This is a genomic window from Gordonia sp. McavH-238-E (assembly GCF_022348225.1).
Lineage (GTDB): Bacteria > Actinomycetota > Actinomycetes > Mycobacteriales > Mycobacteriaceae > Gordonia > Gordonia terrae.
The window spans coordinates 238314-253738 of the sequence record NZ_JAKRFE010000005.1; the positions used below are offsets into that span (position 1 = coordinate 238314).

The 15425-nt window shown below is 69.7% G+C and carries 14 protein-coding genes and 1 riboswitch; of the genes, 2 read left to right on the forward strand and 12 right to left on the reverse strand.

The genetic code is table 11. The features are described 5' to 3' along the window. Positions 1-164 precede the first annotated feature (164 nt). Positions 165-1556 carry a class II 3-deoxy-7-phosphoheptulonate synthase gene (locus MHN80_RS09150; protein WP_033203917.1) on the reverse strand — a complete coding sequence of 464 codons (1392 nt, stop codon included), beginning with the start codon at positions 1554-1556 and terminating at the stop codon, positions 165-167. A 43-nt stretch (positions 1557-1599) separates the two neighbouring features. Further along, positions 1600-2082, reverse strand: coding sequence for a polyadenylate-specific 3'-exoribonuclease AS (locus MHN80_RS09155; RefSeq protein WP_004022893.1), 483 nt, complete (start codon positions 2080-2082; stop codon positions 1600-1602). Positions 2083-2185: 103 nt separating this feature from the next. Between MHN80_RS09155 and MHN80_RS09160 the strand changes: the two genes are divergently transcribed. Beyond that, a complete protein-coding gene (locus MHN80_RS09160) occupies positions 2186-3757 on the forward strand; it encodes a mannosyltransferase (RefSeq protein WP_308219772.1) in 1572 nt (523 codons plus the stop codon). 4 nt (positions 3758-3761) lie between these two features. Here the strand turns inward: MHN80_RS09160 and MHN80_RS09165 are convergent, their stop codons facing one another. The 6 genes from MHN80_RS09165 to MHN80_RS09190 all read right to left on the reverse strand — a co-directional run bounded on the left by MHN80_RS09165 (position 3762) and on the right by MHN80_RS09190 (position 8490). Continuing rightward, the gene (locus tag MHN80_RS09165; RefSeq protein WP_101819571.1) at positions 3762-4469 is read right to left on the reverse strand and encodes a 1-acyl-sn-glycerol-3-phosphate acyltransferase; all 708 of its coding nucleotides are present in this window, start codon (positions 4467-4469) and stop codon (positions 3762-3764) included. Positions 4470-4621: 152 nt separating this feature from the next. Beyond that, a complete protein-coding gene (locus tag MHN80_RS09170) occupies positions 4622-5629 on the reverse strand; it encodes an ROK family protein (RefSeq protein ID WP_004022896.1) in 1008 nt (335 codons plus the stop codon). Next, entirely contained in the window at positions 5629-6147 is a 519-nt protein-coding gene (locus MHN80_RS09175; RefSeq protein WP_239401069.1) for a hypothetical protein, read from the reverse strand. Before MHN80_RS09175 ends, MHN80_RS09170 begins: the two co-directional genes overlap by 1 nt. A 206-nt stretch (positions 6148-6353) precedes the next feature. Beyond that, the gene (locus MHN80_RS09180; RefSeq protein WP_239401071.1) at positions 6354-7577 is read right to left on the reverse strand and encodes an ArsA-related P-loop ATPase; all 1224 of its coding nucleotides are present in this window, start codon (positions 7575-7577) and stop codon (positions 6354-6356) included. A gap of 20 nt (positions 7578-7597) precedes the next feature. Beyond that, positions 7598-8035, reverse strand: coding sequence for an SRPBCC family protein (locus tag MHN80_RS09185; RefSeq protein ID WP_004022899.1), 438 nt, complete (start codon positions 8033-8035; stop codon positions 7598-7600). Then, a complete protein-coding gene (locus MHN80_RS09190; RefSeq protein WP_239401073.1) occupies positions 8035-8490 on the reverse strand; it encodes a hypothetical protein in 456 nt (151 codons plus the stop codon). The genes MHN80_RS09185 and MHN80_RS09190 overlap by 1 nt, the downstream gene beginning before the upstream one ends. Positions 8491-8598: 108 nt before the next feature. Between MHN80_RS09190 and MHN80_RS09195 the strand changes: the two genes are divergently transcribed. Further along, on the forward strand, positions 8599-10407 hold the full coding sequence (locus MHN80_RS09195) for a long-chain fatty acid--CoA ligase (RefSeq protein ID WP_064570562.1): 1809 nt from the start codon (positions 8599-8601) through the stop codon (positions 10405-10407). 37 nt (positions 10408-10444) lie between these two features. Here the strand turns inward: MHN80_RS09195 and MHN80_RS09200 are convergent, their stop codons facing one another. From MHN80_RS09200 to MHN80_RS09215, 4 genes are all read right to left on the reverse strand, one after another. Then, the gene (locus MHN80_RS09200; protein WP_239401075.1) at positions 10445-11569 is read right to left on the reverse strand and encodes a glycosyltransferase family 4 protein; all 1125 of its coding nucleotides are present in this window, start codon (positions 11567-11569) and stop codon (positions 10445-10447) included. Continuing rightward, positions 11569-12963, reverse strand: a complete 1395-nt coding sequence (locus tag MHN80_RS09205) for a hypothetical protein (RefSeq protein ID WP_239401077.1) — start codon at positions 12961-12963, stop codon at positions 11569-11571. The genes MHN80_RS09200 and MHN80_RS09205 overlap by 1 nt, the downstream gene beginning before the upstream one ends. 6 nt (positions 12964-12969) lie before the next feature. Further along, positions 12970-14007: an NlpC/P60 family protein gene (locus MHN80_RS09210; protein WP_239401222.1), complete on the reverse strand. Its 1038-nt coding sequence runs from the start codon at positions 14005-14007 to the stop codon at positions 12970-12972. A 232-nt stretch (positions 14008-14239) separates the two neighbouring features. Further along, positions 14240-14923, reverse strand: coding sequence for a C40 family peptidase (locus tag MHN80_RS09215; RefSeq protein WP_239401079.1), 684 nt, complete (start codon positions 14921-14923; stop codon positions 14240-14242). A gap of 16 nt (positions 14924-14939) precedes the next feature. After that, positions 14940-15171, reverse strand: a riboswitch (cyclic di-AMP (ydaO/yuaA leader). Between the last annotated feature and the right edge of the window lie 254 nt (positions 15172-15425).

Consider the following 15425-nt stretch of genomic DNA (forward strand, 5'->3'; position numbering starts at 1 on the left):
GGAGCGCCCGGAGCTTGCGGAGGGCGCGTCACGAAGGGTTGGCGACGCATCTCGCCACGACCCTTCGTGACGGCCTCCGCAGGCTCCGGCCTCCTCAGGGAGCGGAGTTCTTCAGTGGTCCACGACGGCCGCCAGACCGCAGATACCGAGGTGCGAGCGAAGGCTCAGCCGCGCAGCATCTCCGCGACGAGGAAGGCGAGCTCGAGCGACTGCTGGGTGTTGAGACGAGGATCGCAGGCGGTCTCGTAGCGCCCGCCGAGATCGAGGTCCGAGATCTCCTGTGCGCCACCGAGACACTCGGTGACGTCCTCACCGGTCAGTTCGACGTGGACGCCGCCGGGATGGCTGCCCAGCGCGCGATGGACCTCGAAGAAGCCCTGCACCTCGTCGACGATGCGATCGAAGTGCCGGGTCTTGAAACCGGTCGACGCCTCGTGGGTGTTGCCGTGCATCGGATCGCACTGCCAGATGACCTTGTGTCCGGTCGCCTCGACGGCGCCGACGATCGCCGGCAGCACGTCGCGGACCTTGCCGTTGCCCATCCGCGCGACGAGCGTGAGCCGCCCCGGCACGTTGTGCGGATCGAGCCGCTCGACGTATTCGACGGCCTGCTCCGGGGTCGTCGTGGGCCCGATCTTCACCCCGATCGGGTTGTTCACGAGTTCGGCGAAGGCGATGTGCGCACCGTCGAGCTGGCGGGTCCGCTCGCCGATCCACAGGAAGTGGGCCGACAGGTCGTAGAGGACCTTGCCCGGCCCGTCGGGGTCGTCGGCCAGACGCAGCATGGCGCGCTCGTAGTCGAGGACGAGCGCTTCGTGCGACGCGAAGATGGAGGCGGAGTTCAGATTCGAGTCGGTGACGCCACATGCGTCCATGAACCGCAGACCGCGGTCGATCTCCGACGCGAGCGCCTCGTAGCGCGCGCCGGCCGGTGACGTGCGCACGAACTCACGGTTCCAGTCGTGCACCCGCGTCAGGTCCGCCTCGGCCTGCGTGAGAGCCCGGACGAGGTTCATCGCGGCGGCCGCGTTCGCGTACGCCCGCACCAGACGGGACGGATCGTGTGCCCGCACCGCCGCGTCCGCGGGGAACCCGTTGACCATGTCGCCGCGGTAGGAGGGCAGACCCAGGGCGTCGGTGTCGGACGATCGCGGTTTGGCGTACTGGCCCGCGATCCGCGCGACCTTCACGACCGGCATGCTGGCGCCGTAGGTCAGCACGACGGCCATCTGCAGCAGCGTGCGGATGTTGCCCTTGATGTGCGGTTCGGTGTTGTCGGCGAAGGTCTCCGCGCAGTCGCCGCCCTGAAGCAGGAACGCGCGCCCCTCGGCGACGTCGGCCAGTTGCGCGGCGAGCGTCTGGACCTCGGCGGGCATGCAGATCGGTGGAACCGACTCGAGGACGGTACGCATCTTGCGCGCCTCGTCGGCCGGCCAGCTCGGCTGTTGCACGGCCGGGCGGCTGAGCGCGTCGTCGAAACGCGTCTGGAGATCACCCGGTAGCGGAGGGAGCTCGGGGAGCTCGTCGATCGGCACGTCTACGGTCCAGTTCACCACCCGTCCAGGGTAAAGGAGACGCGGCCGACGACCCGTCCGCGGGTCAGACGCGAGCCTTCTCGATGGCCTCCCAGCGGCGCAGGTTGTGGCGGGCGTCGCTCAGCGCGTCGTGCGCATCCGACGGTGTGGGCGGAAGCGCCGGACGACCAGCGGCCTCCCAGTGCTGTCGCAACTCGCGGGTGAAGCGCGGGATCTCCCGCGGCAGCGCGGTCATCGGACCCCACAGCTGGCAGAGCACCACGTGGTCGTAGGCACCCACCCAGGCCCACAGCTCGATGTCGGTGCCGTCCGCGGTGAGGAACTCGAGCAGATCCTCGCGGATGCGGCGGCGGTCCCGCCATGCGGAGGACGACGGCGACGGCAGCTTCGGCAACACGTTGGCCCGCACCCAGTCCCCCGCCCGGCCGGGATCGAAATCGGTCGACACCGCATAGAACTCGCGGCCGTCCTCACCGACGACCCCGATCGAGACCAACTCGATGGTGGTGCCGTCCTCGATGAACTCCGAGTCGTAGAAGAAGCGCATGGGTCAAGTATTCACACACCCGCGCACCGACCCGCGCACCGCGCACCGTTTCGCCATACCGCCCTCTGCCTGTCTACCCTGGTATTTCGTGCGCTCCAGGTCTGTGCTGGCGACCGCTCTCCTGGCGGCGTCGATCATCGCGCGGCTCGTCTGGGACACGCTGACCGTGAACGGCAGGAACTTCGTGGACCTGCACGTTTACCGCGACGGTTCGGCGGGTCTCGCCGACGGGTCGCTCTATGTCTTCACCTACGCCGGTGAGACCGACTTCGCGCTGCCCTTCACCTATCCGCCGTTCGCGGCCGTCGTGCTGTACCCGCTGTCCCTCGTACCGTGGGATCTGGTGGCGATCGGCTGGCAGCTGGCGACCTTCGGCGCGTTGTATGCGTGCGTGGTACTCGCCCTGCGCCTGTGCGGGTCGACCACCGACGTCTACGCCGTGGCCGCCCTGTGGACCGCGCCCGCGATCTGGTGTGAGCCGGTGCGGGTCACCCTCGACTACGGCCAGATCAACGTCTTCCTGATGCTGGGCACCCTGCTGGCGGTGACCTGGGCGCGCAGCGACCGGGGGGTACTGGCCGGCGGTGCGCTCATCGGTCTGATGGCGGGTATCAAGCTGACCCCGGCCATCTCGGGTCTCTGGTATCTGGCAGCCCGCAAGCCCCTGGGTGCGGTGGCCGCCGCGGCTGCCTTCGTGTTCACGGTCCTCGGCTGCCTGCTGCTCTTCCCGGACGTCACCCGGACCTACTACGGCACCCTGTTCGGCGACGCCGAGCGCATCGGCCCGGTCGAGGCGGTGATCAACCAGAGCCTGCGTGGCACCCTGTCCCGCTTCGTCGGCTTCGACGTCGGGACGGGCTGGATCTGGATGATCGGCGTCCTGGTCGCGGTCCTGGTGGCCGTGTTCGCCTGGCGGGCGGTCTCCGACGCACTGGGCATCCTCCTCGTGGTGCAGTTCTTCGGGCTCCTGATCTCGCCGATCTCGTGGGTCCATCACTGGGTGTGGGTCATCCCGCTGGCGATCTGGCTCGTCCACGGCGCCGGGTCACGGCGTCGGGGCGCACGAGTCGTACTCGCGATGTGGGTGGCGGTCGCCGGGCTCGGCATCCCGTGGCTTCTGCGGATCACCATCGAGTACGGTCCCGAGCCCCCGGCGACACTCGAGGCGATCTTCGGAGCCGCGTGGCCGGTCGCCACCTTCGTCACCTTCGCCTGGATGATCGCGACCCGCGCCGCACGCGACGATCCGCGCGACTCCCGACCGCCCGATGTGGTCGCCGCCGCGATCATCGTCGACGGTCGGTTGCTTCTCGCCCAGCGGTCACGTCCGGCCGAACTCGCCGGCCGGTGGGAACTGCCCGGTGGCCGGGTCGAATCCGGGGAAACGCATGCGGCCGCGCTGGTCCGGGAGATCCGCGAGGAACTCGGCGCCGAGGTCGAACCGCTGGGGGCCGTGGGCTCCCCCGTCGCGCTGCCGGGTGGATTGACCCTGCACGCCTACCTCGCCCGCCTGCGGTCCGGGACCCCGACCGCACTCGAGCACCTGGACGTGCGCTGGTTCTCCGCCGACGAGCTACGGCTCTTCGACACCGCCGAGATCGTGCCGGCGGATCGCGACTGGATTCCCGACCTGTGCGCCGTCCTCGACGGCACCCGGGTGGGCGACGCCGGCTGAGCAGTCAGGCGGCGTCGGCAGCGGGCGGCTCGACCGGCGGCGCCTGGTTCTTGAGACTCGCGGCGTAGACGTCGACGTACTGCTGACCCGAGAGCTGCATCAGCTCGTACATGATCTCGTCGGTGACCGCGCGTTCGATGTAGCGGTTGCCCTCCATGCCCTCGTAGCGCGAGAAATCCAGGGGCTTGCCGATGCGCACCGCGACCCGGGTCGGCCGCGGGAGAATGCTGCCGGGCGGGTTGAACTTGTGGGTGTCGATCATCGCGACGGGGATCACCGGCACCCCGGTGTCCATGGCCAGCCGGGCGAGGCCGGTCTTTCCCTTGTAGAGGCGTCCATCCGGCGACCGGGTGCCCTCGGGGTACATCCCCATCAGCTTGCCCTTGTCGAGCTGGCGGCGCGCGGCGGTGAGTGCGCCCTCCGCCGCCTGGGCGCCGGACCGGTCGATGGGGATCTGACCGACGGCGGTGAAGAACCAGCGCTGGAATCCGCCCTTGAGGCCGGTGCCCGTGAAGTACTCGCTCTTGGCGAGGAAGTAGATCCGGCGGTCCACCATCAGTGGCAGGAAGAAGCTGTCCATCACCGCGAGGTGGTTGCTGGCCAGGATCGCCGGGCCGTCGGTCGGGATGTTCTCGTGCCCTTCGATGGTCGGCCGACCGAGGACCCGCAGGATCGGGCCGAGAAAGATGTACTTGAACGCCCAGTACCACATGAGATTCTCCTCGCCGCGCACACCGACCCGATGATTTCCCGCCGGCCGATCGCCCCGCGGAGACCGCGGAACGCACCGGGTGCCCCGACGCCAAGACCTTACCCGCGTCGAACTCTACCGTCCGGCCAGGATCGGCAGGCCGTGCGAAGCACTCAGAGTCCGGAGGCCGGACGCGACTCGGGCCCGGGTTCGGTCAGGGTGCGGTCGGTCGACCGGATCGCCTGGCGCGCAACCTCTGCCGCGCCGACGACGCCTGCGGTCTCGCCGAGTTGGGTACCGCGGATGCGAGCGAGCTGGCGGTGTCCGGCGCCGGTGACCTGCCGGGCATAGTGTTCCCGGGCCTCGTCGAGGAACAGGCCCGACGCCGCGCCGACGCCGCCGGCCAGCACGATGAGGTCGGGGTCGAAGATGTCGGCGATCATCGCGAGCCCCTGGCCCAGCGACGTCGCGAACCGCCCGAACGCCGCCAACGCCACGGCGTCACCGTCCGCAGCGGCGCGGGCGACGCGACGGCCGGTCAACGACCCGGGATCGGCCGCGACGTCGGCCGCCAGCTGGCTTCGTCCCCAATCGCCGTCGGCGAGCAACTCCACCACGGTGTCCACCAGGGCGGTTCCGCTGCAGTACCGCTCCCAGCAGCCGCGCTTGCCGCAGGCGCAGGCACGCCCGTCCGGGACGATCGTGAGATGTCCGAGTTCCGGTGCGACACCGTAACTTCCGCGGTAGATCTCCCCATCGATGACGAATCCCGCGCCGATTCCGGTACCGATCGCCAGCACGACGGTGTTGTGTCCGCGCGCGGCGGCCCCGAACCGCCATTCGGCCACCGCCGCGGCGTTGGCGTCGTGTTCGGCGAAGACCGGGATGCCGACGCGCCTGGTCATCTCCTCGGCCACCGGCGCCTCACGCCAGGGCAGGTGCGGCGCGAACCGGACGATCCGGCGGTCGGTGGTGAGGAAACCGGCGATCGCGAGCCCGACGGCCTTGGCGTCCCACCGCGACGTCAACTCGCCGACGAGCCGGTCCAGGCAGTGCTCGAGCGCGTCCGCGGTGGGCGGGGTCTGCGCGCGGAGCGTGTCGAGCATCGTCCCCCGGTCGTCGACGACCGACGCACGCACGCTGGTGCCGCCGATGTCGATGCCGATCGTCAAGTCGCCCATCAGTTCTCCTGCCCGGGGCCGGATGCGGGGGGCGGTGCGGTCGGGCGCGGTGAGGTCGGGCGCGGTGCGGTCGGGCGCGGCGACCCGGCGTCGCGATCGGTTGCCGCCACGTTGACCCGCACCGCGATCGGCTCGTACTGGCGCGGGGTCGCGGATGAGGTCGGCGAGGAGCGCAGCGCCTCGGCGATGGCCTCGAGCACGGCGATGACGGCCGCTATCAGCCGGGCGACGAGGTCACCGATCTCCGCGAGCAGCGAGGTGATCTCCCCCGATGCCCCGGAGAGCGCATGTCCGAGCGGACCACCGTCGACGAGGGCCGCGAACCCCGGCCGGGCGCCTCCCACATCCCCACCATCGGGAGTGGCCGACTGCGGAGCCGGCGCGAAGAGAGCGGCCAGGTGGTCGATCTGAGCGGCCAGCCCGAGCAGCAGGTCACGGACCGGGTCGGCGGGCCCGTCTCGACGCTCGTGCGCGGACCCGTCACCGGCCTGCCGGAACGTCTCGTCGTCCGTGCCCATCGCGAACTCACCCCTTCTCCTGGCCCCGCGCGTACACCCACCCGCGTGTCTGTCGTCGGGGTCATCGGCACCGTACCCTGCCGGGTCGAACAGTGCGGTCTCCGAACGTACCCCGACCGGGTCGGATCATTCCACCATCGCCGTTCCCGCTGGTCGTCGGAGCGACTCGCGGTGTCGACGATGCATGCGGGCTGATCGGATCGGTTCTACGACCGGGGCCAGACCGACGGATCGGGGACGAACCGGATCCCCAGCCTCGCTCCGTCCCAGTCGGCGTCGACCACCGTGCATCGCCGCAGGACCGAGGGCAACCGCACCGGATGACGGAATCCCGCGATCGTCACCAGCAGGTCGTCTCCGCTGCGCCCCAGGGCCAGCGAGTCCGGATCCGGCAGGCGCTGCGGCCAGGACAACCGGTACACCGGGCCCGCCGGCCTCCCGTCCACGCGGCCCTGACCCGCCTCGACCTCGGCCGCGGCCGACCCCCGCGGGACGCCGTGCGGCTCGGGCAACGTCACCGACAGCTTGCGCAGCCGGGCCATGCGATCGATCGTGTCGGCCGATTTCTCGACCACCTGGACGTGCACGGATCGGGAGCCGACGGCGTCCGCGAGTTCGGCCTGCACCATGTCGGCGATCTCGGCCGCCGACTCGGCACCGACACCCGCGTTGACCTGGACCGAGGCCAGCGGCAATCCCATGAGGTCGGCGGCGGCGAGGTGATACCCGGTCAGCCGCCGGCTCCGGTCGTCGGCGGCGAGCACGAGATGTACCGCGACCGCGTGTGGGTCGGCGAACAGCTCGGCGATGTCGAGGCAGTCCCGGTCGATGGCGTCGACCGCGGCCGTCAGCTGGGCGACCATCGGACGTTCGGCGGCCATCGCGAGACGCCGGTGCCGAGGCCAGAACCGGTTGAGCGCCTGGCTGAGAACCGCTCCGCCACGCAGGAATTGGAGCGGGTCACCACACCCGGAGCAGTCGACGACGATCCGCTGCCACCGGCCGCTGACCGCCTCGTCGCGGATACGCCGCAGGAGGAGGAAGTCGTCGATCCCGGGCAGTGCGGTGAGCTCGGCGGCATCGATGCCCGCGAGTACGCCGACCCCGGGAAGCATCGTCTTGCTGCGGCTCACCGTCTGCTCGAGCACCTCCGCGAACGCCGACCACGTGCGTTCGGTGAGGTCCAGCCGATCGAGGCTCAGCAGGTGCAGGTATTTGGACACCACGATGGGCTCACCCGGCCGGCGATACACCCGCGCCCAGTCATGCACCGGCGACCAGCGGTCGACGGTGATGAGAAGCGTGTCGGGTTCGGCGACGGCGAGGCCCGATCGGGGCGCCGCGCGGGTCGCCCGGTTGGCGGCGGGACGCCGGGTCGCGCCGGCGGCTGCGATCGCGGAGACACCAGAACCCCCCGGACCGAGCACCACGTGGATGGGTGTGAGATCGATCAGCCTTCGACCCTCTTCTTGAGGTCGTTCAGTGCGGCGTCGGTGATGGCCTTCTCGGCGCGTCGCTTCAGTTGTCCGATCATCGGCACCTGGAGATCGACCATGAGTTCATAGGTCACCTTCGTCGATCCCGGAACCTGCTGGGTGAGTATGTAGCGGCCGCGTTGATCCTTCTGCAGATCACTCGACACGAGGCGCCAGGAGACCGATGTGGTGTTCGGATCCCATTCGTAGGCAAGCACATACGTGTCCTGCAGGACACCGGCGTCGAGGACGAAGCGAACCTCCAGGGCGCGGCCGGACTCATCGGCGCGCAGCACCTCGACCTCGCGGGCGGCGGTCACCCACTCGGGGTAGTGCTCGAAGTCGGCGATGACGGCGAGGATGGCGTCGGCATCGGCGCCGATCACGATGTCGCGTTCGGTGTGGTCGGCCATCACGGCGCCCCGGTCGCGGTCGTGTGCGGTCCGGGAGCCCGGTCGTGGCCCGCAGCGGGGCCGCCGACGACACGGCCGTCCTCGAGCAGTCGTTTGACCTCGAAGGAGACCTCTTTGCCCGTCACCCGACGCTGCTTGTTGGCCTCGGCCAGCACGTCGGCCCGGGCTCGCGGGTCCTCGGGCAGGGGGGCGGTGGGCTCGGCATGGAGGAAGTAGTGCAGCACGAAGCCGTCGAGCACCGCCTCGTTCCAGATCTCCATCGTCCCCGACACCGGACCCTCGACCCGCCAGCGCACGCCCTGCTCGCCCCGGTCCTCGGTGACCGCCAGCCGGAGGTCCGGCCACCACTTGCGCCAGTTGGCGGGGTCGCCGATCACGGCGGCTGCCGACGGCGGTGCCGCGGCGACGAAGACCTCGTCGGCCACCTGGATGCTCGTCACGCCCACTAGCTTCACATACTCGCGTCGGCGCAGGGTAGTGCACCCGAAACCGACGTCGCGATCAGTCCGTTTCAGCAGCGGGGATACGATTCGGTGACTGATGTCTACTGGAGGGTAACCACGATGGGTGAGTACAGCGTGCCCGCGAAGTTCTCGATCGCCGACGACGAGAACTGCACGAACATCATCTTCGGCCTGGCGGAGCGATCACCGCAGCACATCGTGTTCCGCCACAAGCAGGGCGACCGGTGGGAGCCGGTCACCGCCGCCGACGCCGCGTCCCGGATCTCCGCGATCGCCAAGGGCCTGATCGCCTCCGGCGTCAATCCCGGCGACCGCGTGGCACTGCTGTCGCGCACCCGCCTCGAATGGAACCTCTTCGACTTCGCGATCTGGTCGGCCGGCGCGATCACCGTCCCGATCTACGATTCGTCCTCCGCAGGTCAGATCGAGTGGATCATGCAGGATTCCGGCGCGGTGGCGATCGTCCTCGAAGACGACGGTCATCGCGCCGAGTTCGAGTCCATCGACTCCCTCGCCACGCCGGTCACCGTCTTCCAGATCGACCGCACCGACGCGCCGGGTGCCGTCGACGAACTCGTCGCGGCGGGCGCCGACGTCCACGACGACGAGGTCGCAGCCCGCCGGGCCACCGTCAAGGCCGCCGATCCGGCGACCCTGATCTACACCTCGGGGACCACCGGACGCCCGAAGGGTTGTGAACTGACCCACGCCAACATGCTCTCCGAGGTGCGGGCGGTCCTCGCCGGCGACATCCTCGACAAGGTCATCGCGCGCGACGAGAAGCGTCTGCTGATGTTCCTCCCCCTCGCCCACGTGCTCGCCCGCGCCATCACGCTCGTCGCCATCGAGGCCGGCGCGGAGGTCGGACACACCAGCGACATCCCGAACCTGGTCGACGAATTCGCCGTCTTCAAACCGTCGCTCATCCTGTCGGTGCCGCGCGTGTTCGAAAAGGTCTACAACACCGCCCGGCAGAAGGCGCACGACGGCGGCAAGGGCAAGATCTTCGACGCCGCGTCCGACACCGCGATCGCCTACTCGCAGGCGACGGAGAAGGGGCAGGTCGGTCTGGCGCTGAAGGTCAAGCACGGCGTCTTCGACGCCCTCGTCTACAAGAAGCTCCGCGCCGCTCTCGGCGGCGAGTGTCAGATGGCGATCTCCGGCGGCGCTCCGCTCGGCGCCCGCCTGGGACACTTCTTCTCCGGCGTCGGCGTGCCCGTCTTCGAGGGGTACGGCCTGACCGAGACCACCGCCGCCTTCAGCGTGAACACCCCGTCGGCGTCGAAGATCGGCAGTGTCGGGAAGCCGTTGTCGGGCAACGCTGTCCGAATCGGCGACGACGGTGAGGTGTTGCTGCGCGGCGGTGTCGTCTTCACCGAGTACTGGCAGAACCCGGAAGCCACCGCGTCCGCGGTGGTGGACGGCTGGTTCCACACCGGCGACCTCGGCACCGTGGATGCCGACGGATTCATCACGATCACCGGGCGCAAGAAGGAACTGATCGTGACCGCCGGCGGCAAGAACGTCTCCCCCGCCGGACTCGAGGACGTCATCCGCGCGAACGCCCTGATCTCGCAGGCAACCGTCGTCGGTGACGCGAAACCTTTTGTGGCCGCACTGATCACGATCGATCCCGAGGCGTTCCCGGCGTGGAAGGAACGCACCGGGAAGCCCGCGTCCGCGACGGTCGCCGATCTCGCCGACGACGCCGACCTGCGCGCCGAGGTCCAGTCGGCCGTCGACCTCGCCAACAAGACGGTGTCGCATTCCGAGGCCATCAAGAAGTTCCGGATCCTGCCGACCGATTTCACCGAGGAGACCGGCGAGATGACACCGACCCTCAAGGTCAAGCGCAATGTCGTCGTGGAGAAGTTCGCCGGCGACATCGAGGCGATCTACCAGCGGTGAGCTCGCCGCCGGCGTGGTCCGCCGGCGCCGGTTGCCCTCAGAGCAACTGGCGCAGGCGGGCCGCCATCTGGCTCCACTGCCAGTTCTCGACGACGTAACGCCGGCCGGCCCGGCCCATCTCGGCCGCCGCCGCACGATCGGAGAGGATCGACAGGATGGCCAGGGCGACGGCGTCGACGTCGGTGCCGTCGACGGCGGTCCCGGTGACCCCCTCGTCAATGGTCTCCGGCGCACCACCGGACAGACCCGCGACCACGGGCACGCCGGACGCCGACGCCTCCAGGTAGACGATGCCCAGCCCCTCGACGTCCAGTCCACGACCCCGCGTCCGGGACGGCATCGCGAACACATCGGCGATGTTGTGGTAGGCCGCGAGTTCGTCGGCGGGCACCGAACCGGTGAAGACGACATCACCCGCCACCCCCGTGTCGGCGGCGAGGTCGCGCAGGGTCTTCGCGTAGGGACCACCGCCGACGATGACCAGCGTCGCGTCGGGGATGGTGCGTCGGATCAGCGGCAGGGCGCGGATCAACACATCCTGACCCTTGCGGGGCACCAGCCGCGACAGGCAGAGGATCGTCGGTCGCTCCCCCAGATCGAGACGGTCGCGAAACTGCTGACGCAGCACCGGGTCCGGGGCGAAGCGCTCGGTGTCGACACCCGGGGGCAGATGTTCCAGCGCCGCCCGCGCACCGAAGGCCGACGCGAACCGGCCGCGGGTGTAGCGGCTGACGAAGGTGATCACGTCGGAGTGGCGACCGATGTGACCGAGAACCTGGCGCGCGCCCGGGAGCATCGACCACCCGACCTCGTGGCCGTGCGTGCTCGCGATGATCCGCTGCGCGCCCGCACGGCGCATCGCCGGCGCCAGCACGGCCAGCGGCGCGGCCGCCCCGAACCACACCGTCGAGATCTGTTCCCGGCGCACGATCTCGGCGGCGCGGCGGGCGACGAACGGCGTGGGCAACATGAGGGTCGTCGGGTGCCGGTACACGCGATACTCGGCGGCCGCGTCGAACTCCTCGTGCGAGTCACCGCGCCAGCGCGGCGCGTAGACGACGACGTCCTCCGGCGGCAGCAGGTCCACCAGATTCTGCAGGTAGGACTGGATGCCGCCGGGCCGCGGCGGAAAATCGTTGGTGAGCAACAACGTCCGGGTCATCAGCCGACCTGCCGGACGAGCCAGCGCTGCCAGCCGGTGATCAGTTCGGCGCGCGTCAGCCCGAGGGTCGAGGTGATCGCCGCGTCTTGGGCCGCGGGCACGGCCGACGCCGCGACACCCATGTACATCTTCTTCAGGTGGGCCTCGTCGAATCGATCGGCGACGTAGGCGGCCAACGACCACGCACTCTGATAAGCCACCAGTGAAGTCTGCCCGTCCATCGCGAAGTCGGGATCGGCGGGTGGGCCCGCCGGGAGCGCACCGGTGCGCACGGCCGCAGTCAGATCGGGCGCGGCGTCGGCGAACCGCGTGTATGTGCCCTTGCGGCCGACATATTCGGCGACGCCCTCGGTGATCCACAACGGCGCGTCGAGAGCGGTGGAGGTGCGGGCGGCGACGTGCGTCAGCTCGTGCCGGAGCACGACGGCGAGAGTGGGAGGCGCGAGCTCCCGCGCCGTCGGGGTCAGGATGATCCGCTGACCGGTCGCGGTGCGCTGCACCAGGTCCACGGTGCTGTGCACCGTGGCGGCGGCTGCCGCGCCGGTGGCCGCGCGCCCGCCGGGCACCAGTGCGGTGAACTGGTCGTCGGTCGCGGTCGCCACGACGACGGCACGACGATCCCAGGACCCACCCCAGAACGCGGTGACGGCGTCGACCGCCCCGGGCAGTTCACGTCGCAGCGTCGCCACCGTCGGCGCTGTCCGGAGGTACGACGCGACCACCGATGTACCGCCGGCCGTGGCGGTGTCGGCGACCTGGAGTCCGGGCAGCTCCCACATCTGCGTCGGGGGCGGCTCGCGCCCCAGGGCCTCGGCGTCGCCGACGAGGCGCCACTCGTCGCCGTGACGGGCGACCACGAACTGCGTACCGACGACCACCTCGGACTCCGCGATACCCGGGGCGGTCTCGCCGCCGAGCGCGTAGCGCAGCTCCACCGGCGCCACCCAGGAGTCCGAACTGCCCCCGGCGTCGAGGAGCTCCTGGAGGTCGCCGGGGACGAGCACCTCCGCCTCTTCGGTGGGCGCGAGCTGATACGTGAACGTCGCGAACCGCAGGATCCCGGAACGACCGTCCCGCGGCGTGAACCGGCGGGGCGCGAATGTGCCGGTCGCGGTGACGAATCTGTTTCGGAACGCCGGCGTCGCGGCGGTGTCGAACAGGGCGCCGATCGCCCGGACATCGCCGGAGCGCACGGTCTCGGTGAGCGAGTCGAGCAGTCGGGTCACCCCCGCGGCACGATCACGCTCGTAGACGTTGACCTCGGTGGTCGACGACGCGGGTGCGGTGGACGAGCCCCCGCCCGGAATTCCGACCGTGCCGCATCCGGTGGCCACGACAACGGTCAGGGCGACAGCGGCCAAGGCCGGGCCGGCACGTCTGCGCCGTGGGGTCACCGGGGACTAGAACCGGCGGGCGGAGTTGTACGGGCCGGCCTCGTCGATCGGCACCACCTTCACCGGGACGCCGAAGGTCGACGCATGGATGACATAGCCGTCGCCGACGTACATGCCGACGTGGTGCGCGTCGGGGTAGTAGATGATCAGGTCACCCGGCTTCAGATCGTCGCGGCCGACGGATTGCCCGCCACCCATCTGCGCCTCGCTCGAGCGCGGGATGGTCTTGCCCGCCTGCTTGAACGCCCAGACCATGAGACCCGAGCAGTCGAACGAGTTGGGTCCGGTGGCGCCCCACACGTACGGATCACCGATCCGGGTCAGGGCGGCCTGAACCGCGACGAGTCCGGCAGCGGTGCCCCTGGGCACCAGGCGCGGATCGAAGTCGAAGGTGGGTCCGCGGAGCGCGGCGAGCTGCTTGCCGGTCATGGACTTGTAGATCGCCCGGATCTGGATCGCCTGGAGCTGCAGGTCGGCCTGCTTCGTCTGCAGATCACCGCGCACGCGCTCGGCGCGGGAGACCGCCTCGGAGGCCGCCACTGCCGTCTGCTCGGCGTCTTTCTTCGCGACCGCCGTCTGAGCACGGACCTTCTTGATGGCGGTGAGATCCGCCGACGCCTGACGGGAGATCATGTCCAGGCCCGACATCTGGTCGAGCAATGCCTGGGGGGAGTCGCTGATCATCACCGCGTAGAGGCCGCTCACGCGGGCACCCTGGTAGCTGGCGCGCACGATCGCGTCGACCCGGTTCTGATGCACCGCGAGCTGGGCACGGCTCGTGTCGAGCTTCTGCTGCGCCTCGGCCGCCGCTGTCTTGGCCGCCGTCACGATGCCGCGCTGCTTGTCGTATTCGATCTTCGCGTTGTGCATCGCCTCGGTGGTCTTCTCCGCGTCGACGCCGAGCTGCTTGTAACGGTCGAGCAGTTGATCCGCCGAACGCGCGGGCACCGCGCGGGCGGCACCGACCCCGCCACCGACCGTCGGTACGAGCACGGCGAGCGCCGACAGGACGCAGACCGCAAGCATCAGCGGACCCGAACGCATACGTGGCCGCGTTGCGCGAGCCCGTCCCTCCCCGATCAGCACGGTCCTACTCACTCCCTCGTGTGTGCTCGTCGCTCCCTGAGCAACCCGGGTCGTCGTCACCCGTGCCCCACGTCCCGTCGACCACCCTAGGCCGCCGACAGGCCCCCGGGACTGGTTCGGGCGGATCGCGATCCACGCGACCCGCCCGTCCAGAGACCCTCGTGCTCAGTCTGTTCGTGTTCGGTTGTGGTCAGTACCGACGGATGCCCGTCAGCGTCCACTCCTTGACGGCGTCGCGCTTGACCGGCGTGCCGTAGTTGGACGAGTGGACGAACTGGCCGTTGCCGACGTAGATGCCGGCGTGGCCGCCACCGTTGAAGATCATCACGTCGCCGGGCTTGGCGTCGGAGTAGGACACCGCGCGTCCGCCACCGAGCTGGCCGTAGCTGTCACGCGGGATGTTCTTGCCGGCCTGCTTGTAAGACCAGTAGACGAGGCCCGAGCAGTCGAAGGCGTTGGGGCCGGCCGAGCCGTAGGAGTACGGGGAGCCGATCTTGCTCTCCGCGGCCTTGACGGCCTTCTCACCTGCGGTCAGCTGCGGCTGGCCGAGCGGGGCGCCGCCCTGCGGGCGGAACTGCTGCGGAATCTGGTCCGGCGCGATACCCGGCACGGTGAACTGTCCCAGGTTGGGGATCTCGACCGTGGCCGCGGGCGACTTTCTCACGGGTGTGGCCTGAGGTGCGGGCTTGGCCTCCGGGGCCTTCGCACCGGGCAGTGCCGGGATCTCGAAAGTGCCCAGCGGGGTGTGGACCGGGGCGGCGAGAGCAGGGCCTGCGGCGGCGGCGAGCGAACCGAGCGTGATCGATCCGGCGATCACCGCCTTCTTGGCGACCGTGCTGCCACGATTGGGCTGTTCCAAACGATGTTTGGCCACGAAGCGAGTTCTCCTTCAGATCTTCCTGTACCGCCGACCGAGTTAGCTGTCGGGTTCGGGCCGGAAGAGTGGCCCTACGCGTGTTTCGCGCATGAGGTATCCACTGGACACTCATGCGTGGCAACGCGATTCACCCCGATTCGGAACGGTTTCGCGAGAAGCGCATCGATGGTGATGCGCTCCGACGAGCCCGCCCGAAGGTTGTGGTTCCCCGGTTCGCCGCGAGGGCGATTGAGCGGTGACTACTGCGGACCACTTCTGTTGAAGCGGGACGCTCCGCAAGGTCTCAGAAAGGTTACGAAATCGGATGCGCCCTGTCCACTAGGCGACGGACAGCCAAACCTGGGCCGATTCTCAGCCCGCCCTGAGGACCGTCACAGAGGCGTGCCGATCTGGCCCCTGAACTGCTTCTTTGGCGGATCTTGCAGATCGTGCAGCACTACTCGTCACCATTGCAGCAGCCTGCAGAACGTCGATGGCGAGGTCGATCTCGGCGTCCGCC